This window comes from Nocardiopsis chromatogenes YIM 90109 (assembly GCF_000341185.1).
GTDB lineage: Bacteria > Actinomycetota > Actinomycetes > Streptosporangiales > Streptosporangiaceae > Nocardiopsis_A > Nocardiopsis_A chromatogenes.
The window spans coordinates 1-20396 of sequence record NZ_ANBH01000198.1; the positions used below are offsets into that span (position 1 = coordinate 1).

Sequence of the window (20396 nt, forward strand, 5' to 3'; positions counted from 1 at the left end):
GCGCTGCAGCGGGCGCTGCCCGCCTACGCGCTGGGGATCGTCGGCTTCGGTCTGGTGGCGCTGCTGAGCCGGGGGCTGTACGCCTCCGGGCACGGGCGCCGCGCCGCATTGGCGCAGATCGTCGGCTGGGCGGTGGTGATGGCCGCGGGAGCGGGCCTGGTCGCCGCCCTGCCTCCGGACTGGACGGTGGCGGCGCTGGGGGCGGGCGCCGCCTTGGGCCTGACCCTGGCGGCGGTGCTGCTGGGGGCCGGGGTGCGCGCCGCCCACGGGCCCGGGGCGCTGGCCGGGGCCGGGCGTTCGCTGTTGGCCGCGGCGTCGGGCGCGGCCGCCGGGTTCGCCGCCGGGTGGTGGTCGGCCGAGCAGGTGGGCCACTACGGTTCCGGGGCGGTGTCCGCGCTGGCGGCGGTGGCGGTGTCGGGCGGGGTCGCCCTCGTGGTGTTCGGTGCGGTGGCCGGCGCGGTCGACGCACGGTCGGTGCGTGCGGCGGCGGCGAGGCTGAGAGGGCTGACGGCGAGGAAGGCGGAGCAGGATGCGGATCGCGCTGGTCCTGGGCACCAGTAGCGGCGGGGTGGGCAACCACGTGCGCTCGGTTGCGCGGCTGCTGGCCGGGCGCGGGCACCGGGTGGCGGTGCTGGGCCCGTCCGAGGCGGGCGGGCTGTTCGCCTTCGACCGGGTCGGCGCCCGCTTCGCGCCGGTGGAGATCGGCGCGGGGCTCCGCCCGCTGCGTGACGCGGCGGCCGCCGCCCGCCTGTCGCGGCTGGGGTCCGGGGCGGACGTGGTGCACGCGCACGGGGTGCGGGCGGGGGCGCTGTGCGCCTTGGCGGGGGCCGGGCCGCTGGCGGTGACGGTGCACAACGCGCCCCCGGACCTGTCCGGGCCGCGCGCGCTGGTCTACCCGGCGCTGGAGCGGGTGGTGGCGCTGCTCGCCGACGCGGTCCTGGGCGTCTCCGGCGACCTGGTGGAGCGGATGCGCGCCCGGGGGGCGCGCCGCACCGCACGGGCCGTGGTGGCCGCTCCTCCGCTGGCGCCGCCGGAGCGCCCTCGGGCGCGGGTCCGCGCCGAGCTGGGCGTGGGCCCGGAGCGCCCGCTGCTTCTGGTGGTGGCCCGCCTGGCCGCGCAGAAGGGCCTGGAGGTCCTGCTGGACGCGGTGCCGGAGGCGGCCGCGGGCGGGACGCGCCCGCTCGTGGCGATCGCGGGGGAGGGGCCGCTCCGCCCGGGGCTGGAGCGCCGTATCCGTGCGGAAGGGGCGCCGGTCCTGCTGCTGGGCCACCGCACGGACGTGGGGGACCTGCTCGCCGCCGCCGACGCGTTCGTCCTGCCNGCCGCTGGGAGGGGCCGTCGCTGGTGGTCATGGAGGCGCTGCGGGCCGGGCTGCCGGTGGTGGCGACCCGTGTGGGCGGCATCGCCGACCTGTACGAGGACTGCGCGCTGCTGGTGCCCCCGGGCGACCCGGCGGCGCTGGCGGCGGCCGTGCGGCGGGTGCTGGAGGAGCCGGGCCTGTCCGGGCGCATGTCCGGCCGGGCCCGCGAGGCCGCCGGGCGCCTGCCGACCGAGGAGGACACCGCCGACCAGCTTGAGGGCTTGTACGGGCTTCTGGCGAGGTGAGAGCGGGCTTCCCGGTCCGGCCGGCGGCCCGGCGGAGGTGTCCGGGACGACGTGTTTGACGCGACATTGGCGCATACCGTGTTCACGAGACCCGGATGGGATGGCATGATTGGGGTCGGATCCGCGGAGGCGCGGGCGTCGTCCCGTGTGCCCTCCCGTGGTCCGTCGTGAGGGGAGTATCCCTACTTCGACGGCGGTGTCGTCATCACGGTCCGCAAAGGCGCGGGCCCGGTGCCGCCGGTCCCTGTGAACAGCGGCCCTTCGGCCTGCCTGCAGGGGCGGGAGAGACCTCCGGTTGGCAAGCGTGCCCGCGGAGCGGGCGCTTCGACCGGAGGAGAACTCTATGGACGTCCCCACCTGGGTGTGGTTCGCCACCATCGGCGCGATGGTCGCCATCCTCGCCGTCGACCTGGCCATCGTCGACCACCCGTGGAGCAAGAAGAGCGGGCCCAAGGAGTTCGGCGTCAAGCAGGCCGCCTGGTGGGCCGCCTTCTACATGGCGATCGCGGTGGTCTTCGGCTTCGGCGTGTGGTACTTCGGCGGCGCGACCGCCGCGGGCGAGTACTTCGCCGGGTTCATCACCGAGAAGAGCCTGAGCGTCGACAACCTCTTCGTCTTCTACCTCATCATCGGCGCGTTCGCGGTGCCCAAGAAGTACCAGCACGAGGTGCTGCTGGTCGGCATCGTCATCGCGCTCGTCATGCGCGGCATCTTCATCGCCGTGGGCGCCCAGGCCATCAACGCCTGGAGCGAGGTCTTCTACCTGTTCGGCGCCTTCCTCATCTACACCGCGGTCAAGATCGTCCGCGACCACATGAAGGGCGACGACGAGAACGAGGACTACTCCGACAGCTTCGCCGTGCGCATGGTGCGCAAGGTCTGGCCGGTGGCCGACGACTACCACGGCGCCAGGCTCACCGTCCGGCTGGACGGCCGCCGCCACGTCACCCCGATGCTCATGGTGATCGTCGCGATCGGCGTCACCGACCTGGTCTTCGCCGTCGACTCCATCCCGGCGATCTTCGGCCTCACCCAGGACGCCTACATCGTCTTCACCGCCAACGCCTTCGCGCTGCTGGGCCTGCGCCAGCTCTACTTCCTGCTGGCCGGGCTGATGGACCGCCTGGTCTACATCAGCTGGGGCCTGTCCATCATCATGGCCTTCATCGGCGTGAAGATGATCCTGCACGCCCTGCACGAGAACGGGGTGCACGTCCCCGAGATCGGCATCGCCACCTCGCTGACCGTCATCATCGGCGTGATGGCCGTCACCATCGTCGCCAGCCTGCTCTCCTCCCGCGGCGGCTCCGCGCGGGAGGCCTCAGCGGACGGGGACGCCGGCGAGGACGACGGCGAGGGCGTCCGGGCCGACCGCACGAACTGACCGGGGCGGCCGGCCGGGAGGGCTGCGGCTCCAAAGGGNCGCCGCGTCGCATTCCCCGGCCCGGAAGAATCCCCGCCCGCGATGCGTTGACCAGGAAGGCCACGGCCCTCGCGGGGCTCTCGTGCGAACGTCGCCCGGACGTCACCGACCGCCTCTAGGCTTGAGGGCCGGAGCCTTCGACGTCCCCGCGCGCCTCAGGCGCGCCCGTGCCGATACCGGCGGATGGAGCGAAATGGCCGATCAGTTGGTGATCCGGGGTGCCCGCGAGCACAACCTCAAGGACGTCTCGCTCGACCTGCCCCGGGACGCGATGATCGTGTTCACCGGGCTGTCCGGGTCGGGCAAGTCCTCGCTGGCCTTCGACACCATTTTCGCCGAGGGGCAGCGGCGGTACGTGGAGTCGCTGTCGGCCTACGCCCGCCAGTTCCTGGGCCAGATGGACAAGCCCGACGTCGACTTCATCGAGGGCCTTTCCCCGGCGGTGTCCATCGACCAGAAGTCCACCAGCCGCAACCCGCGCTCCACCGTCGGCACCATCACCGAGGTCTACGACTACCTGCGCCTGCTGTGGTCGCGCATCGGCGTGCCGCACTGCCCCGAGTGCGGCCGCGAGATCGCCCGCCAGACCCCGCAGCAGATCGTCGACCGCGTCCTGGAGCTGCCCGAGGGCACCCGCTTCCAGGTGCTGGCGCCGGTGGTGCGGGGCCGCAAGGGCGAGTACGCCGAGCTCTTCAAGGACCTGCAGGCCAAGGGGTACACCCGCGCCGTGGTGGACGGCGCGGCCGTGCGCCTGGACGAGGCGCCCGCCCTCAAGAAGACCGAGAAGCACGACATCTCGGTGGTGGTCGACCGCCTCACCGTCAAGGCGTCGGCCGCCAAGCGCCTGACCGACTCGGTGGAGACCGCCCTCAAGCTGGCCGGCGGCACCATCGTGCTCGACTTCGTCGACGCCGAGCAGGGCACGGCCGACCGCGAGAAGGTCTTCTCCGAGCACCTGTACTGCCCCTACGACGACCTGTCCTTCGAGGAGCTGGAGCCGCGCTCCTTCTCCTTCAACTCCCCCTACGGCGCCTGCCCCGAGTGCGCCGGGCTGGGCACCCGCATGGAGGTCGACCCCGAGCTGGTCGTGCCCGACCCGGAGAAGACCCTCGAAGAGGGCGCCCTCGCCCCCTGGGCGGGGGGCCACGCCGCCGAGTACTTCGGCCGCCTCATGCAGGCCGTCGCCGACGCCATGGGCTTCGACCTGGGCACCCCCTGGGAGCGGCTGCCGCGCAAGGCCCGCAAGGCGCTGCTGGAGGGCCACGACACCCAGGTGCACGTGCGCTACCGCAACCGCTACGGGCGCACGCGCTCCTACTACACCTCCTACGAGGGCGTGATCCCCTGGATCAAGCGCCGCCACTCCGAGAGCGAGAGCGACTTCAGCCGCGAGCGGCTGGAGGGCTACATGCGCACCGTGCCCTGCCACGCCTGCGACGGCAAGCGCCTCAAGCCGGTGGTGCTGGCGGTCAAGGTCGGCGGGGCCTCCATCTCCGAGGTGGCCGCGCTGCCGCTGGACGAGGCCGCCGCGTTCCTGCGCGAACTGGACCTGAGCGAGCGCGACCGGGCCATCGCCGCCCAGGTGCTCAAGGAGATCAGCGCCCGCCTTGGCTTCCTGCTGGACGTGGGCCTGGACTACCTGAGCCTGGAGCGCCCGGCCGGGTCGCTCTCCGGCGGGGAGGCCCAGCGCATCCGGCTGGCCACGCAGATCGGCTCGGGACTGGTGGGCGTGCTCTACGTGCTGGACGAGCCCTCCATCGGGCTGCACCAGCGGGACAACTTCCGGCTGCTGGAGACGCTGCAGCGGCTCCGCGACATCGGCAACACCCTGATCGTCGTCGAGCACGACGAGGACACCATCCGCGCCGCGGACTGGGTGGTCGACATCGGCCCCGGCGCCGGGGAGCACGGCGGGTCCGTGGTGGTCTCGGGCACCGTCAAGGAGCTGCTGGACAGCCCCGACTCGGCCACCGGCGACTACCTGTCCAAGCGCCGCGAGATCGAGGTGCCGCAGGTGCGGCGCCCCCGCACCAAGGGCCGCGAGCTGGTGGTGCGCGGCGCCCGGGAGAACAACCTCCGGGGCATCGACGCCGCCTTCCCGCTGGGCGTGTTCACCGCCGTCACCGGCGTGTCCGGGTCGGGCAAGTCCACCCTGGTCAACGAGATCCTGTACAAGGTGCTGGCCAAGGAGCTGCAGGGCGCCCGCGCGGTGCCCGGCCGCCACGTGCGGGTCAACGGGCTGAACCAGGTGGACAAGGTCGTGCACGTCGACCAGAGCCCCATCGGGCGCACCCCGCGCTCCAACCCGGCCACCTACACCGGCGTGTGGGACCACATCCGCAAGCTGTTCGCCCAGACCACCGAGGCCAAGGTGCGCGGCTACCAGCCGGGCCGGTTCTCCTTCAACGTCAAGGGCGGCCGCTGTGAGGCCTGCTCCGGCGACGGCACGCTCAAGATCGAGATGCAGTTCCTGCCGGACGTCTACGTCCCCTGCGAGGTGTGCCACGGGGCGCGCTTCAACCGGGAGACCCTGGACGTGCACTACAAGGGCAAGAACATCGCCGAGGTCCTCGACATGACCATCGAGGAGGCGCTGGACTTCTTCGGGCCCATCACCGCGATCCGGCGGCACATGCAGACCCTCAACGACGTGGGGCTGGGGTATGTGCGCCTGGGCCAGCCCGCGACGACCCTGTCCGGCGGCGAGGCCCAGCGGGTCAAGCTCTCCACCGAGCTGCAGCGCCGCTCCACCGGCCGCACCGTCTACGTGCTGGACGAGCCCACCACCGGCCTGCACTTCGAGGACGTGCGCAAGCTGCTGGGCGTGCTGAACCGGCTGGCCGACGCGGGCAACACGGTCATCGTCATCGAGCACAACCTCGACGTGATCAAGACCGCCGACCACATCATCGACATGGGCCCCGAGGGCGGCTCGGGCGGCGGCACCGTGGTGGCCGAGGGCACCCCCGAGGAGGTCGCCCGGGTGCCCGCCTCCTACACCGGGCGCTTCCTCGCCGAGATCATGTGAGGCGCGCTCACCCCCGGCCCGGGCGGGCGACGCGGCGCAGCGCCAGTTCGGCGTACAGGCGCGCGCCGTCGGACAGGACGCCGTCGCCGAAGCGCGCCCCGGCCGAGTGGTCGGGGGGCGGCGGCCTCGACGTCTCCTCGCCCCGCCACGCCAGCTGACCCGTAGGCTGGGGGAGTGCAACGTGGAGAGAGCGAGTGGCCGCTGTTCGGCCGGCGGGTCGTGGCCCGGGTCGTCGACCTGGCCGTGGCCACCGGCATCAATCTGGCGGTCAGCGCCGGGCTGGACCCGGTCCTGCCCGGCGGGGCGGACGTGGCGTCGCCGACGCTGCTGTCGGGGGCCGTCCTGGCGGTGGCGGCGTTCGTCGTCTATGCCGGGTACGAGGTGGTGCTCACCGGGGTGTACGGCGCCACCCCCGGCAAGCTGCTGCTGAAGGTGCGGCTGGACCCCGAGCCGCCCACCCCCAGGGCGGTGCTGATCCGCTCGACGGTGCTGTTCGGGTACCTGCTGGTGTACTTCGTCCCGCTGGTGAACCTGATCGCCCTCATGGTGTCCGTCTACGCGCCGTTCTCGGCGCTCCTGGACCGGCCGCGGCACCGGGGGCTGCACGACCGCCTCGCGGGGACGGGGGTCGTGGCGCGGCTCGGTAAAGTCGAGCCATGAGCTACCCGCAGGCGCACCAGGTGTCGGCCCCCGAGCGGCTTCCGCTCGCCTCGTGGGGGCAGCGCGCCGTGGGGCGCCTGATCGACACCGTGGTGGTGGTCCTCCCGGCGTTCCTGGTGGCGGCGCTGCTGGCGCTGATGGCGACCGGGGTGCTCGCCTTGACCGGCGGGCGGAACCTGTCGTCCAGTTTCGGCATCCTGACCGCGGTGGTGGCCTTCCTGGCGGGCACGTCCTATGAGGCGGTCTGCGTCACCCGGTGGCGGAGGACGCTGGGCATGCGCGTCGCGGGGCTCCGGGTGGGCCCGCTGGAGGGCGCGGGGTACCCCGGCCCGCTGCCGGTGACGGCCTCGGTCGCCCGCGGCGCCCTGCTGTGGGCGCCGGTGCTCTTCGCCTTCTCCGCCGCGACCCTGTGGACCCTGGCCCTGATCGGCATGCTGCTGTTCGGCCTGTGGCCCCTGTGGGACCGCCCCAACCGCCAGGGCCTCCACGACAAGGTCGCGGGGACCGTGATCCTCACCGCCCGCTGACGGGCCCTCACCGGCCTCGGTCCCCGTGCCGCCTTACGACGGGAGCGGGGGGATGTCACGGCGGCCCTGTGGGGGTCGTATAGTGCGTCCCGGCGATACTACGTCGCGTAGTAGAAGGCGCGGCGGTGCGGAAAGGAGCCGTGCATGGGCGCGGGGGGATCGTGCTGCGGGATGACGCGGCGGCGGATGCTCGGGACCGCCGGAGCGGCCGGGGCGGCGGCGCTGGGGGCCGCCGGGTGCGGGGGCGGCGACGAGCCCGAGCCGCAGGACGCGCTCATGGGCGATGTCGTGGCGCAGACCGACGAGGTGCCCGAGGGCGGCGGCACCGTCATCGTGCGCGGCAAGCTGGTGCTCACCCAGCCGGAGAAGGGCGACTTCCGCGCGTTCAGCGCCGTGTGCACGCACTCGGGGTGCACCATCCAGGAGGTGGAGAAGGACATCCACTGCCTGTGCCACGGCAGCAGGTTCGACCTCGCCACGGGCGAGCCGGTGGAGGGCCCGGCCACCGAGCCGCTCAAGCGCTTCGACATCACCGTGGACGGCTCCGACATCACCCTGGAGGGCGAGCAGGGGGCGTGATCCCCGGCTCAGGCCCTAGATGCCCCCGTCGCCGCCGTCGTCTCCGCTGTCGTCGGAGGCGTCCGAGCGCCGGCCGCCTCCGCCCAGGGCCCCGTCCGGGGCCTGGGCCGACCGGCCGCGGCCGCCGATCGCCGCGGAGAGGACGGCGGACCTGCCGTCCTCGCCCTCCTCGGAGCGCAGCGCGCGCTCGGCCGCCTCGGCGTCGCCCGCGATGAACTCGGTGCGGCGGCGCGGCAGCGCCTCGGGGAAGTGCTCGGCGATGTAGGTGATCAGGTGCTCGCGCAGGTCGCAGCTCAGGTCCCAGCGCGCGTCGGAGTCGGCGGTGGTGACCACCGCGCGCAGCTGTACGCCCCCGTCGAGCACGTCGATGGCCTGCACCGACCAGCGGCGCCCGTCCCACAGCGGGTGCGCCGTGACGAAGGCGCCCACCTCGCGGCGGATCTCCTCGATCGGCACCTCCCAGTCCACCTGGAGGACCACCGTGCCGGTGATCTCGGTGCCGTGCTTGGTCCAGTTCTCGAAGGGCTTGCTGGTGAAGTCGGCCACCGGCACCACCAGCCGCCGCTCGTCCCAGATGCGCAGGGTCACGTGGGTGAGGCTGATCTCCTCGACCCGGCCCCACTCGCCCTCGAAGACGATGATGTCGTTGATGCGCAGCGCGTCGCCGAAGGTGAGCTGCAGCCCGGCGAACAGGTTGGCCAGGGTGGACTGGGCGGCGACGCCGGCCACGATGCCGACCACGCCCGCCGAGGTGAGCAGCCCGGCGCCGAGCAGGCGCACCGAGTCGAAGGTGAACAGCACCGAGGCGGTGGCGATCACCACGATGACGCCGGTCACCACGCGCCGGGTCAGCCGCACCTGGGTGCGCAGGCGGCGGGCGCGCCGGTCGGCGTCGCCGTTGCTGTCGGCGAGCTTGGCCAGCACCGCGTCGGTGACCGCGTAGGCCGCCGAGGTCGCCAGCCAGGTGACGCCGATGATCATGGCGATGGCCAGGGCGTGGTTGATCGGCCCGTACAGCGAGCGGTCCTCCATCTCGGACACGCTCGGCAGGGAGAGGTTCACCCCGATGGCCGCCGCCGCGACATAGGCCGAGTAGCGGCAGCGCTTGACCAGGTAGCCCGCCAGGGTCCAGACCTTGGACAGCTGGTGGGTGAGCAGCCAGTGCACGACCGCCACCAGGCCCGTCGCCACCAGCACCGCGATCGCGATGCCCGTCCACTGCATGAGGTCCATGGCTCCGTCGCCCTTCCTTTCCGGGGTCCTCGACCAACCTAGGGCATTCGGATGCGGAATCGTGACGTTTGGGACCGTGTATACCGCTGAGCCGGACATGACGGGTGTTCCGGGCGATTGGTCGAACGTCCCCGGGGCCGACCACAATGGAGCCATGACGGTCCGACCCCATCTGCGCCCCAGCCCGGGTTCGATCCCGACCTCGCCCGGGGTATACCGCTTCCGTGACGAGCACGGGCGGGTCATCTACGTGGGCAAGGCGAAGAACCTGCGCGCGCGGCTCTCCTCCTACTTCCAGGACTTCGCCGCGCTCCACCCCCGCACGCAGACCATGGTCTCCACCGCCGCCGACGTCGACTGGACGGTCGTCGGCACCGAGGTGGAGGCCCTCCAGCTGGAGTACTCCTGGATCAAGGAGTACGACCCCCGCTTCAACGTCAAGTACCGCGACGACAAGAGCTACCCCTACCTGGCCGTCACCATGGGCGAGGAGTACCCCCGGGTGCAGGTCATGCGGGGGGCCAAGCGCAAGGGCGTGCGCTACTTCGGCCCCTACGGCCACGCCTGGGCCATCCGGGAGACCGTCGACCTGCTGCTGCGCGTGTTCCCGGTGCGGACCTGCTCGGCAGGGGTGTTCCGGAGCGCCCGCAACAGCGGGCGCCCCTGCCTGCTGGGCTACATCGGCAAGTGCGCGGCCCCCTGCACCGGGCGGATCGGCGCCGAGGACCACCGCGAGCTGGCCGAGGACTTCTGCGCGTTCATGGCCGGGGACACCGGGCGCTTCATGCGCGCGCTGGAGGGCTCCATGCGCGAGGCCGCCCTGGAGCAGGAGTACGAGCGCGCCGCGCGCATCCGGGACGACCTGGAGGCGCTGCGCACCGCGCTGGAGAAGCAGTCGGTGGTGCTCTCCGACTCCACCGACTGCGACGTCATCGCCTTCGCCGAGGACCCCTTGGAGGCCGCGGTCCAGGTCTTCTACGTGCGCGGGGGCCGCATCCGCGGGCGCCGCGGCTGGGTGGTGGACAAGGTCGAGGACGTGGGCACCGGGGGCCTCGTCGAACGCTTCCTCGCCCAGGCCTACGGCGGCGGGGACGCGGGCGGCTCGGACGGCCCCTCGGGCGCGGGTGTGCCGCGGGAGGTCCTCGTCTCGGCCGAGCCCGCCGACCGCGACGCGGTCACCGACTGGCTCTCGGAACTGCGGGGGGCGCGGGTGGACCTGCGGGTACCCCAGAGGGGAGACAAGAAGACCCTGCTGGAGACCGTGGGCAAGAACGCCGAGCAGGCCCTGGCCCGGCACAAGACGCAGCGGGCCGGGGACCTGACCACGCGCAGCCGCGCCCTGCAGGAGGTCCAGGAGGCCCTGGACCTGGCCGAGGCGCCGCTGCGCATCGAGTGCTACGACATCTCCAACCTGATGGGCGAGCACGTGGTGGCCTCCATGGTGGTCTTCGAGGACGGCCTGGCGCGCAAGCGCGAGTACCGGCGCTTCTCCATCCGCGGCACCGCCAAGGGCGACCGGGAGCAGCACGACGTCGCCTCCATGTACGAGGTGATCCACCGCCGCTTCAGCCGCTACCTGGAGGAGGGCAGCAAGAGCGGCGAGCTGGCCACCATGGGGGAGGAGGGGCCCGGCCGGGGCTCCCCGCCCGAGGGGGAGGGGGCGGCCCCCGGCAAGTTCGCCTACCCGCCTAACCTTGTGGTGGTGGACGGGGGCCGCCCGCAGGCGGAGGCGGCCCGGCGGGCGCTGGACGACCTGGGCATCGACGACGTCGCGGTGTGCGGCCTGGCCAAGCGGCTTGAGGAGGTCTGGCTGCCCGGCGAGGAGGACCCGGTGATCCTGCCGCGCGCGGGGGAGGGGCTCTACCTGCTGCAGCGGGTGCGCGACGAGGCGCACCGCTTCGCCATCGCCTACCACCGCAAGAAGCGCTCCGCGGCGCTGACCGGCAGCGCACTGGACGACGTCCCGGGCCTGGGCCCGGCCCGCCGCAACGCGCTGATCAAGCACTTCGGCTCGGTCAAGAAGCTGAAGGCGGCGGGGCCGGACGAGATCGCGCAGGTGCCGGGGGTGGGCCGGGCCACCGCCGAGGCCGTGCACGCCCACCTCAACGGTGGACAGGAACGCAACGATGGGGGATGACCTGATGGCGGAGGGACTCAGTGCGGAGCTGCCGCCGGAGATCGTGATCGTCACCGGCATGTCCGGGGCGGGGCGCAGCACCGCCGCCCGGGCCCTGGAGGACCTGGACTGGTTCGTGGTGGACAACCTCCCGCCCGGACTGCTGCCCACCATGATCGAGCTGGCCGGGCGCACCCGCGGCGCGGTGCCCCGGGTGGCGGCCGTGGTGGACGTGCGCTCCATGGCCTTCACCGAGGACCTGCTGTCCACGGTGGAGGCGCTGCGCTCGCGCGGCATCGCCGCCCGGGTGGTGTTCCTGGAGGCGAGCGACGAGGCGCTGGTGCGCCGCTTCGAGAGCGTGCGCCGCCCGCACCCGCTCCAGGGGGAGGGGCGGCTGACCGACGGCATCGCCCGCGAGCGGGAGACGCTGCGCGCCATCAGAGGCGAGGCCGACCTGGTGATCGACACCTCGCAGAGCAACGTGCACCAGCTCAAGGCCAAGGTGATCGGGTTCTTCGGGGAGGCCGAGGAGGCCAAGCCGCGCGCCAACGTGGTCTCGTTCGGGTTCAAGCACGGCCTGCCGGTCGACGCCGACCTGGTGCTGGACTGCCGCTTCCTGCCCAACCCGCACTGGGTGCCCGAGCTGCGCCCGCTCAACGGGCGGGACGGGCCGGTCCGCGAGTACGTGCTGGCCCAGGGCGGAGCCAAGGAGATGCTGGACGCCTACACCGAGGTGCTGCGCCTGCTCATCGAGGGCTACCGGCGCGAGGGCAAGCACTACATGACGCTCGCGGTGGGCTGCACCGGCGGCAAGCACCGCAGCGTCGCCATGGCCGAGCGGTTCGGCGAGATCCTCGGCGAGGAGGGCGTGGAGGTGCACGTCGTGCACCGCGACGTCGGACGCGAGTAGGGCGTGGGCCCGGGAGCGGGCGCGGGCGGCGGCAGGGGCGTCGGATCGCGCACCCTGCCCGGGGTGCCTACCATTGGGCCGGTGACGAACATGGGAGCAGGCGCGCGGACCGGTCCGCCCGACGACGACGGGCCGCCGCCCCGGGTGGTGGCGCTGGGCGGCGGGCACGGGCTGTCGGCGTCCCTGCAGGCGCTGCGGCGGGTGACCACCGATCTGACCGCCGTGGTCACCGTCGCCGACGACGGCGGATCGAGCGGGCGGCTCCGCCGCGAGCTGGGGGTGCTGCCCCCCGGCGACCTGCGGATGGCGCTGGCGGCGCTGTGCGGCGACGACGAGTGGGGCCACACCTGGAGCGAGGTGGTCCAGCACCGGTTCCGCAGCGAGGGGGAGCTGCACGGGCACGCCGTGGGCAACCTGCTGATCGTGGCGCTGTGGGAGCTGCTGGGCGACTCGGTGGCCGGGCTGGACTGGGTGGGCCAGCTGCTGGGGGCGCACGGCCGGGTGCTGCCGATGTCCTCGGTGCCGCTGGACATCGCCGCCGAGGTGGAGGGGGCCGACCCCGGGCGCCCCGGCGAGGTGGTGACCGTGCGCGGCCAGGTGGCCTGCGCCAGTACCGGCGGCCGGGTGCGCTCGATCTCCCTGCTGCCCGAGGCGCCCCCGGCCTCCCCGCAGGCGGTCAAGGCGGTGCACGAGGCCGACTGGGTCGTCTTCGGCCCGGGGTCGTGGTTCACCAGCGTGCTGCCGCACCTGCTGGTGCCCGAGCTGGCGCGGGCGCTGGTCGACACCGAGGCGCGGCGGGTGGTGGCGCTCAACCTGTCCCCGCAGCGGGGCGAGACCGACGGGTTCCGGCCCGAGACCTACCTGCAGGTGCTCGAGGAGCACGCCCCCGAGCTGGGGGTGGACGTGGTGCTGGCCGACCGGTCGGTGGTGCAGGACGCCGGGCCGCTGCGGGAGGCGGCGGCGCGGCTGGGCGGCGCGCTCGTGCTCGACGATGTCGCGGTCGGCGACGGCACCCCCCGCCACGACCCGGACCGCCTGGCCGCCGTGTTCGACCGGGTGTTCCGGGGCGCGGACCAGTAGTCTGCCAGGGTAGACGAGTTCCAGGGGGAGGACCGCATCCATGGCGATGACCGGCGTGGTCAAGGACGAACTGAGCCGGCTGTCGGTGCTCAAACCGTGCTGCCGCAAGGCCGAGGTCTCCACGATCCTGCGCTTCACCGGGGGGCTGCACCTGGTCGGCGGGCGGATCGTGATCGAGGCCGAGCTGGACACCGGGGCGGCCGCCCGCCGGTTGCGCAAGGACATCTCCGAGGTCTTCGGCCACGAGTCCGAGGTGGTGGTCCTGGCCCCCAGCGGGCTGCGCAAGGGCAACCGCTACGTGGTGCGGGTGATCAAGGACGGCGAGAGCCTGGCCCGGCAGACGGGCCTGATCGACAACAACGGGCGCCCGGTGCGCGGGCTGCCGCGGCACGTGGTGGCCGGGGGCGCGTGCGACGCCGAGTCGGCCTGGCGGGGGGCGTTCATCGCGCACGGCTCGCTGACCGAGCCGGGCCGGTCGATGTCGCTGGAGGTCACCTGCCCGGGCCCGGAGGCGGCGCTGGCCCTGGTGGGGGCGGCCCGGCGGCTCAAGGTGCACGCCAAGGCGCGCGAGGTGCGCGGCGTGGACCGGGTGGTGGTGCGCGACGGCGACTCCATCGGGGCGCTGCTCACCCTGCTGGGGGCGCACCAGAGCGTGCTGGCCTGGGAGGAGCGGCGGATGCGCCGCGAGGTGCGGGCCACCGCCAACCGGCTGGCCAACTTCGACGACGCCAACCTGCGGCGCAGCGCCCGGGCGGCGGTGGCCGCGGGCGCGCGGGTGGAGCGGGCGCTGGAGATCCTCGGCGAGGAGGCCCCCGACCACCTGGTGGCGGCCGGGCGGCTGCGGCTGGCGCACAAGCAGGCCTCGCTGGAGGAGCTGGGCCAGCTGTCCACGCCGCCGCTGACCAAGGACGCGATCGCCGGGCGGATCCGGCGGCTGCTGGCCATGGCCGACAAGCGCGCGTGTGACCTTGGTATCCCCGGCACCGACGCCAACCTGACCCCCGACATGCTCGTCCCCTGAGCATGTGAATCCGTGTGAAGGAATCAGAATTCTTCCCGGTCACCCCGGGTGCGGGTGTTCGCCTTTGTGAGGCGCGAACGGCCTGCGAAAACTTCTGAAAATGGTCTAGTCCTCTGGTCCGGAGCGGTGCCACACTGGGCCCGGCGCCGCGGCGGGGCGATAGGCTCGGCACCACACACCCCCGGCGCATACATTCCGCCCGCGCGAATTACGTGAGGAGACTGGTTACCGTGACCATCCGTGTAGGCGTGAACGGATTCGGCCGGATCGGCCGCAACTTCTGGCGCGCCGCCCAGGCCGCCGGCAGCGAGGTCGAGATCGTCGCGGTCAACGACCTCACCGACAACGCGACCCTGGCGCACCTGCTCAAGTACGACTCGGTGCTGGGCACCCTGGACGGCGACGTCGAGGTGGGCGAGGACTCCATCCGGGTCGGCACCACCACCGTCAAGACCCTGGAGCAGCGCGACCCGGCCCAGCTGCCCTGGGGCGAGCTCGGCGTCGACGTCGTCATCGAGTCCACCGGCCGCTTCACCAACGCCGAGGACGCCAAGAAGCACATCCAGGCCGGCGCCAAGAAGGTCATCGTCTCCGCCCCGGCCAAGGGCGAGGACATGACCGTCGTCATGGGCGTCAACGACGACAAGTACGACCCGGCCCGGCACCACGTCGTCTCCAACGCCTCGTGCACCACCAACTGCGTGGCGCCGATGGCCAAGGTCCTGCTCGACTCCTTCGGGATCAAGAAGGGCCTGATGACGACGGTCCACGCCTACACCAACGACCAGGTCATCCTGGACTTCCCGCACAAGGACCTGCGCCGGGCCCGTGCCGCCGGGACCAACATCATCCCCACCAGCACCGGTGCCGCCAAGGCCACCGCGCTGGTGCTGCCCGAGCTCAAGGGCAAGCTGGACGGCATGGCCATGCGCGTCCCGGTGCCGGACGGCTCCGTGACCGACCTGGTCGTCGAGCTCGAGCGGGACGTCACCGCCGAGGAGGTCAACGCCGCGTTCAAGGCCGCCGCCGACGGTCCGCTGAAGAACGTGCTGCGCTACACCGCCGACCCGATCGTCTCCTCCGACATCGTCGGCACCTCGCCCTCCTGCACCTTCGACTCCGCGCTCACCATGGCCTTCGGCAACACGGTCAAGATCGTGGGCTGGTACGACAACGAGTGGGGCTACTCCAACCGCCTCGTCGACGCCGCCAAGCTGGTCGGCACCGGCCTGTAAGGGCTCTTCCGGGCGGCGCGCTCCCAGCGGGGCGCGCCGCCCGGAGCGTTCCACCCACCCATGAATCCGACAACGGAGAAGAGCATGCGGACGATCGACGACCTCGACGTCGCGGGCAAGCGGGTGTTCGTCCGGTCCGACCTGAACGTCCCCCTCGACGGCGGGCGCATCACCGACGACGGCCGGATCCGCGCCGCCCTGCCCACCATCGAGAAGCTGCGCGGCCGCGGCGCCCGGGTGGTCGTCGCCGCCCACCTGGGCCGCCCCAAGGGCGCCCCGGACCCCGCCTTCACCCTGCGCCCCGTCGCCGAGCGCCTCGGCGAGCTGCTGGGCGCCCCGGTCGCCTTCGCCGAGGACACCGCGGGCGATGCCGCCCGCGCGGCCGTCGGCGGCCTGGCCGACGGGGACGTGGCACTGCTGGAGAACCTGCGCTTCGAGCCGGGCGAGACCAGCAAGGACGACGCCGAGCGCGGCGCGTTCGCCGACCGCCTGGCCGACTTGGCCGACCTGTACGTGGGCGACGGCTTCGGCGCCGTGCACCGCAAGCACGCCAGCGTCTACGACCTGCCCCGGCGGCTGCCGCACGCGGTCGGCGGGCTGGTGCTGGCCGAGGTGCAGGTGCTGCGCCGCCTCACCGAGGACCCGCAGCGCCCCTACACCGTCGTGCTCGGCGGCGCCAAGGTCTCCGACAAGCTCGGCGTCATCGCCAACCTGCTGGGCACCGCCGACCGCCTGGTCATCGGCGGCGGCATGGCCTACACCTTCCTCAAGGCCAAGGGCTACGAGGTCGGGTCCAGCCTGCTGGAGGCCGACCAGGTCGACACCGTCGCCGGGTACCTGCGCGACGCCGAGGAGCGCGGCGTGGAGATCGTGCTGCCGGTCGACGTGGTCGCCGCCGAGTCCTTCTCGGCCCAGGCCCCGCACGGGCCGGTTCCGGTCGAGGCCATCCCCGCCGACCGGATGGGCCTGGACATCGGCCCGCGCAGCGCCGAGCTGTTCGCCGCCAAGGTGCGCGAGAGCCGAACCGTCTTCTGGAACGGCCCCATGGGCGTGTTCGAGATGGAGCCCTACTCCCACGGCACCCGCGCCCTGGCGCAGGCGCTCGTCGACTCGCCCGCCTTCACCGTCGTCGGCGGCGGCGACTCGGCCGCGGCCGTGCGCGCCCTCGGCTTCGACGAGGCGGGCTTCGGCCACATCTCCACCGGCGGCGGCGCCAGCCTGGAGTACCTGGAGGGCAGGTCCCTTCCGGGCATCGAGGCCCTTCAGGACTGAGAGGAAAGCACCGACATGGCACAGCCCGAGCGCAAGCCGCTCATCGCCGGCAACTGGAAGATGAACAACAACCACCTCGAGGCGATCGCGCTGGTGCAGAAGCTGGCCTTCGCCCTCGACGCCGCGGACTACGACCGCGCCGAGGTGGTCGTCCTCCCGCCCTTCACCGACCTGCGCAGCGTGCAGACCCTGGTGGACGGCGACAAGCTCGGCATCGGCTACGGCGCCCAGGACCTCTCCCGGCACGAGAAGGGCGCCTACACCGGCGAGGTGTCCGGCTCCATGCTCGCCAAGCTGGGGTGCTCCTACGTGCTGGCCGGGCACTCCGAGCGCCGTGAGTACCACGCCGAGGACGACGCGCTGGTCAACGCCAAGGTGAAGGCGGCGTTCGCGCACGACATCACCCCGATCCTGTGCGTGGGCGAGGGCCTGGAGGTGCGCAAGGCCTCCAACCACGTCGCGCACACCGCCGAGCAGGTGCGCAAGGCCGTCGACGGGCTCACCGCCGAGCAGGTCGAGCGGCTGGTCGTGGCCTACGAGCCGGTGTGGGCCATCGGCACCGGCGAGGTCGCCACCCCCGACGACGCCCAGGAGGTGTGCGGGGCCGCGGTCCGCTCCACCCTGGCCGAGCTGTACGACGAGGCCACCGCCGCCAGGACGCGGGTGCTCTACGGCGGGTCGGTCAAGCCCGACAACATCGCCGGGATCATGGACATGGCCGACATCGACGGCGCCCTGGTGGGCGGCGCGAGCCTGAAGGCCGACGACTTCGCCAAGCTGGCGCGGCTGGGCACGTGACCCCGCGGGCGTCGCCGGGTGCCCACACCCGGTGACGCCCGGAGTGCGGGGCGCGCTACACTTCCCCGGAGGCTCCGCCTCCTGGCGTACGTGCGCCCCGCGTTCGCGTTAGAATTCCAGATACTGTCCCCGGTCCCTCCTCCGCCGGGCCGCCGGCCCCGTCGGCGTCCCAGCCGAGCGGCGAGCAAGCGGGTCTCGGGACCCAAGGTCGTCAATTCCCCACGTCGGGGTCGAGATACGGGTGAGCGTGTGATCCTCGGTCTGTCCATCCTCGTGATGCTCTGCAGCCTGCTGCTGGTCCTCATGGTGCTCCTGCACAAGGGCAAGGGCGGCGGCCTGTCCGACCTCTTCGGGGGCGGCGTCACCTCCTCACTCGGCGGATCGTCGGTGGTGGAGCGCAACCTGGACCGGATCACCGTGGTGACGGCCCTGGTCTGGATCGTCGCGATCGTCGTCCTCGGCCTGCTCATCAACCGGGGCGCCTGAACACTGCGCCGCGCCCGCCCCCGGGCGCGCGACCGTCTCAACTCCGCCCCGCCCTCGGCGGGGCGTGTCCGCCGAAGGAGAGTTCCGTGGGTAGTGGCAGCGCCATCCGTGGCAGCCGCGTGGGCGCCGGCCCGATGGGCGAGGCCGAGCGCGGCGAGTCCGCGCCGCGCATCCGGGTCCCGTTCTACTGCGCCAACAAGCACGAGGTCGTGCCGAGCTTCTCGAACGAGGCCGCGGTCCCCGAGGAGTGGGACTGCCCCCGCTGCGGGTTCCCCGCCGGGAAGGACCCGGAGAACCCGCCGTCCCCGCCGCGGACCGAGCCCTACAAGACGCACCTGGCCTACGTGAAGGAGCGCCGCAGCGAGGAGGACGGCAAGGCGATCCTGGAGGAGGCCCTGGCCAAGCTCCGCGCCGAGCGCGCCGAGATCCGCGCCGAGATGGAGGCCAACGCCAAGGCGAAGGCCAAGGCCAAGGCCGGGCGCTGAGGCCGCTGCGCCCGCGCCCGGGCGGTGCCGCCGGGCCGCGCGCAGGGACCGGGCCCAGGCGACGGCCGGGCCCAGGCCGCGCGAGAGCCTGACGACGACACGAGGACGGGGACCCCGAGGGGTCCCCGTCCTTCGCCGTTCCGCGCCCGGGGCGGCCCGCCCGGTTCTGCCGGTTCAGGCCGTCGGCCCCCTCCCTCCCAGCCGCCGGGTCAGCTCGGCCGCCGCGTCCCGGGCGCGCGAGGCCAGGGCGGTGGGGGTGACGGGCCGTTCGGAGGGCACGGTGAGGCTGATCGCGGCGGCCGGTGCGGCGTTGTGGTCGAAGGCGGCGGCCGCCACCGAGGAGAAGCCGTCGGTGACCTGGCCCTCTTCGAGCGAGTAGCCCTGGCGCCGCTCGGCGGCCAGGGTCTCGCGCAACGCACCGGGGGCGGCGGGGCCGCGGCCGGTGCGGTCGACGAACGACTCGGCGCCCGGGTAGAGCGCCCGCACCTGGGCGCGCGGCAGGTGCGCCAGCAGGGCCCGCCCGGAGGCGGTCAGGTGGGCGGGCAGGCGGACGCCCACGCCGGTGATGAGGGTGGGGGCGTGCGGGGGCTGCTCCTTGAGCAGGTAGAGGGTGTCGCGGCCGTGCAGGATGCCCAGGTGGGCGGTGGCGCCGGTCTCCTCGCACAGGCGGGAGAGCAGGGGGCGGGCGAGCCGCTCCAGGGGGTCGTGGCGCAGGTAGGCCGAGCCGATCTCGAAGGCGGCCACGCCCAGGCCCCACCGCTGCTCCTCGGGCAGGTGGACGACGAACCCCTCTTCGGCGAGGGCTTCGAGGAGCTGGTAGGCGCTCGACCGCGGCAGCCCCAGCTCGGAGGCGAGGGCCGAGGCCGACACCGGCCCGGACCGCCCGGCCAGGTGCCGCAGCATCCGCAGGGCCCGGGTGGCAGCCGGTACATGCGACATGCTCCGCATTGTGGCACGTCAGCCGGGGGCAGCGGTCCGGCGCCTCCACCGGCGCCCGGTCCCCGGCCGCAGGCGGCCCGCCGGGCGGCGCGATCGCGGCAGGCGCGCCGGCCTCTTCGTGCCGGCGCCCTCCGTGCGCGGTGCGGCCATGGTTCACCTCACCAGGAAGGTGTCGGCGCGCTCGGTGCGGACGCTGAGGCGGCCGCAGGCGCAGCGGGTGTAGGCGATGGTCCCGAAGGACACGCGGTGGCGTGAGACCACGTGCTCGTCGGTGCCGTCGGGGCGCCCGCAGCCGGGGCAGCGGCCGAGGTCGGAATCGGGGCGGGGTGCGGTTTCGGTGTCCATGGGTTCAGTCTGGACGGCCGGTACCGTTCAGGTCCATCTCAACTTTGTGAACGCAACCGTGTAGCATCGGCTACATGATCGATGTCCGCCGTCTGCGCGTGCTCAGAGCCGTGGCCGACCACGGGACCGTCACCGCCGCCGCCGACGCCATGCACCTCACCCCCTCCGCCGTGTCCCAGCAGGTGCGCGCCCTCGGCCGGGACCTGGGCGTGGAGCTGCTCGCCCCGCAGGGGCGCGGGATCCGCCTCACCTCCGAGGGGCAGGTGCTGCTGGAGCACGCCGACGCCATGGAGGAGCGCTGGGAGCGCGCCCTGGCCGACCTCGCCGCGCACGGCGAAGGCCGCACCGGTGTGCTGCGGCTGACCGGCTTCCCCACCGCGGTGTCCACCCTGGCCGCCCCGGCCGCCGCCCTGCTGCGCGCACGGGCGCCCCGGCTGTCGGTGGAGGTCGCCGAGGCCGACGGGCCGCCCGCCTATGAGGCCCTGCTGTCGGGACGGGCCGACATCGCCCTGACCGTGCCGCCGCCGGACGGGCCGCCCGCCGACGACCGCCGGTTCGAGCAGCGCCCCCTGCTGCGCGAGCCGCTGGACCTGTTCGTTCCGGACGGGCACCGGCTGGCCGGGCGGGCGGCGGCGGGGGGGGGCGCGGGCGGGC

At 73.4% G+C, this 20396-nt stretch carries 19 protein-coding genes and 1 pseudogene; 17 read left to right on the forward strand and 3 right to left on the reverse strand.

Annotated elements, in window-relative coordinates; all coding sequences use genetic code 11:
* The 7 genes and pseudogenes from D476_RS0119075 to D476_RS0119105 all read left to right on the forward strand — a co-directional run.
* A partial coding sequence (locus tag D476_RS0119075) for a lipid II flippase MurJ (protein WP_026123650.1) occupies positions 1-561 on the forward strand: 561 nt, incomplete at its 5' end.
* A pseudogene (locus D476_RS33850) lies at positions 530-1605 on the forward strand (glycosyltransferase family 4 protein). The gene D476_RS0119075 and the pseudogene D476_RS33850, both read left to right, overlap by 32 nt.
* A 343-nt stretch (positions 1606-1948) precedes the next feature.
* A complete protein-coding gene (locus tag D476_RS0119085; RefSeq protein WP_017625532.1) occupies positions 1949-2989 on the forward strand; it encodes a TerC family protein in 1041 nt (346 codons plus the stop codon).
* Between the two features lie 232 nt (positions 2990-3221).
* A complete protein-coding gene (uvrA, locus tag D476_RS0119090) occupies positions 3222-6056 on the forward strand; it encodes an excinuclease ABC subunit UvrA (RefSeq protein WP_017625533.1) in 2835 nt (944 codons plus the stop codon).
* 174 nt (positions 6057-6230) lie between these two features.
* Positions 6231-6716 (forward strand): RDD family protein, encoded by a 486-nt coding sequence (locus tag D476_RS0119095; protein ID WP_239648761.1) that lies wholly within the window; start codon positions 6231-6233, stop codon positions 6714-6716.
* Entirely contained in the window at positions 6713-7243 is a 531-nt protein-coding gene (locus D476_RS0119100; RefSeq protein WP_017625535.1) for an RDD family protein, read from the forward strand. Before D476_RS0119095 ends, D476_RS0119100 begins: the two co-directional genes overlap by 4 nt.
* 171 nt (positions 7244-7414) lie before the next feature.
* Positions 7415-7822, forward strand: a complete 408-nt coding sequence (locus D476_RS0119105; RefSeq protein WP_017625536.1) for a Rieske (2Fe-2S) protein — start codon at positions 7415-7417, stop codon at positions 7820-7822.
* 15 nt (positions 7823-7837) lie between these two features.
* Here the strand turns inward: D476_RS0119105 and D476_RS0119110 are convergent, their stop codons facing one another.
* A complete protein-coding gene (locus tag D476_RS0119110; protein ID WP_026123651.1) occupies positions 7838-9055 on the reverse strand; it encodes a mechanosensitive ion channel family protein in 1218 nt (405 codons plus the stop codon).
* 154 nt (positions 9056-9209) lie between these two features.
* On the opposite strand from D476_RS0119110, the gene uvrC reads away from it, so the two are divergent.
* From uvrC to D476_RS0119155, 9 genes are all read left to right on the forward strand, one after another.
* Complete coding sequence (gene uvrC / locus D476_RS0119115) at positions 9210-11192, forward strand: excinuclease ABC subunit UvrC (RefSeq protein WP_017625537.1); 1983 nt, start codon at positions 9210-9212, stop codon at positions 11190-11192.
* A gap of 4 nt (positions 11193-11196) precedes the next feature.
* Entirely contained in the window at positions 11197-12081 is an 885-nt protein-coding gene (gene rapZ / locus D476_RS0119120; RefSeq protein WP_026123652.1) for an RNase adapter RapZ, read from the forward strand.
* Positions 12082-12171: 90 nt separating this feature from the next.
* Entirely contained in the window at positions 12172-13161 is a 990-nt protein-coding gene (locus tag D476_RS0119125; RefSeq protein ID WP_017625539.1) for a gluconeogenesis factor YvcK family protein, read from the forward strand.
* A 40-nt stretch (positions 13162-13201) separates the two neighbouring features.
* On the forward strand, positions 13202-14182 hold the full coding sequence (whiA, locus tag D476_RS0119130) for a DNA-binding protein WhiA (RefSeq protein ID WP_017625540.1): 981 nt from the start codon (positions 13202-13204) through the stop codon (positions 14180-14182).
* Between the two features lie 230 nt (positions 14183-14412).
* The gene (gap, locus tag D476_RS0119135) at positions 14413-15417 is read left to right on the forward strand and encodes a type I glyceraldehyde-3-phosphate dehydrogenase (RefSeq protein WP_026123654.1); all 1005 of its coding nucleotides are present in this window, start codon (positions 14413-14415) and stop codon (positions 15415-15417) included.
* Positions 15418-15501: 84 nt separating this feature from the next.
* On the forward strand, positions 15502-16689 hold the full coding sequence (locus D476_RS0119140; RefSeq protein WP_017625542.1) for a phosphoglycerate kinase: 1188 nt from the start codon (positions 15502-15504) through the stop codon (positions 16687-16689).
* Positions 16690-16704: 15 nt separating this feature from the next.
* Positions 16705-17487 carry a triose-phosphate isomerase gene (gene tpiA, locus D476_RS0119145; protein ID WP_017625543.1) on the forward strand — a complete coding sequence of 261 codons (783 nt, stop codon included), beginning with the start codon at positions 16705-16707 and terminating at the stop codon, positions 17485-17487.
* Positions 17488-17736: 249 nt separating this feature from the next.
* Complete coding sequence (gene secG, locus D476_RS0119150) at positions 17737-17973, forward strand: preprotein translocase subunit SecG (protein WP_017625544.1); 237 nt, start codon at positions 17737-17739, stop codon at positions 17971-17973.
* An 86-nt stretch (positions 17974-18059) separates the two neighbouring features.
* Positions 18060-18458 carry an RNA polymerase-binding protein RbpA gene (locus D476_RS0119155; RefSeq protein WP_083939573.1) on the forward strand — a complete coding sequence of 133 codons (399 nt, stop codon included), beginning with the start codon at positions 18060-18062 and terminating at the stop codon, positions 18456-18458.
* Positions 18459-18632: 174 nt separating this feature from the next.
* Here D476_RS0119155 and D476_RS0119160 read toward each other — a convergent pair whose 3' ends face one another.
* Together D476_RS0119160 and D476_RS0119165 are read right to left on the reverse strand one after the other, a co-directional pair.
* A complete protein-coding gene (locus D476_RS0119160; protein ID WP_026123655.1) occupies positions 18633-19397 on the reverse strand; it encodes an IclR family transcriptional regulator in 765 nt (254 codons plus the stop codon).
* A 153-nt stretch (positions 19398-19550) separates the two neighbouring features.
* Positions 19551-19742 (reverse strand): hypothetical protein, encoded by a 192-nt coding sequence (locus tag D476_RS0119165; RefSeq protein WP_017625547.1) that lies wholly within the window; start codon positions 19740-19742, stop codon positions 19551-19553.
* 74 nt (positions 19743-19816) lie between these two features.
* On the opposite strand from D476_RS0119165, the gene D476_RS0119170 reads away from it, so the two are divergent.
* Positions 19817-20396 (forward strand): LysR family transcriptional regulator (locus D476_RS0119170; protein WP_040726668.1); only part of this gene is annotated, 580 nt, incomplete at its 3' end.

Coding starts and splice junctions, on each gene's coding strand:
- D476_RS0119105 (WP_017625536.1), top strand. CDS start 7,415: ATGACGCGGCGGCGGATGCTCGGGACCGCCGGAGCGGCCGGGGCGGCG.
- D476_RS0119140 (WP_017625542.1), top strand. CDS start 15,502: ATGCGGACGATCGACGACCTCGACGTCGCGGGCAAGCGGGTGTTCGTC.
- D476_RS0119110 (WP_026123651.1), bottom strand. CDS start 9,055: ATGGACCTCATGCAGTGGACGGGCATCGCGATCGCGGTGCTGGTGGCG.
- D476_RS0119160 (WP_026123655.1), bottom strand. CDS start 19,397: ATGTCGCATGTACCGGCTGCCACCCGGGCCCTGCGGATGCTGCGGCAC.
- D476_RS0119100 (WP_017625535.1), top strand. CDS start 6,713: ATGAGCTACCCGCAGGCGCACCAGGTGTCGGCCCCCGAGCGGCTTCCG.
- rapZ (WP_026123652.1), top strand. CDS start 11,197: ATGGCGGAGGGACTCAGTGCGGAGCTGCCGCCGGAGATCGTGATCGTC.
- uvrC (WP_017625537.1), top strand. CDS start 9,210: ATGACGGTCCGACCCCATCTGCGCCCCAGCCCGGGTTCGATCCCGACC.
- D476_RS0119165 (WP_017625547.1), bottom strand. CDS start 19,742: ATGGACACCGAAACCGCACCCCGCCCCGATTCCGACCTCGGCCGCTGC.
- D476_RS0119125 (WP_017625539.1), top strand. CDS start 12,172: ATGGGAGCAGGCGCGCGGACCGGTCCGCCCGACGACGACGGGCCGCCG.
- uvrA (WP_017625533.1), top strand. CDS start 3,222: ATGGCCGATCAGTTGGTGATCCGGGGTGCCCGCGAGCACAACCTCAAG.
- whiA (WP_017625540.1), top strand. CDS start 13,202: ATGGCGATGACCGGCGTGGTCAAGGACGAACTGAGCCGGCTGTCGGTG.
- D476_RS0119085 (WP_017625532.1), top strand. CDS start 1,949: ATGGACGTCCCCACCTGGGTGTGGTTCGCCACCATCGGCGCGATGGTC.
- tpiA (WP_017625543.1), top strand. CDS start 16,705: ATGGCACAGCCCGAGCGCAAGCCGCTCATCGCCGGCAACTGGAAGATG.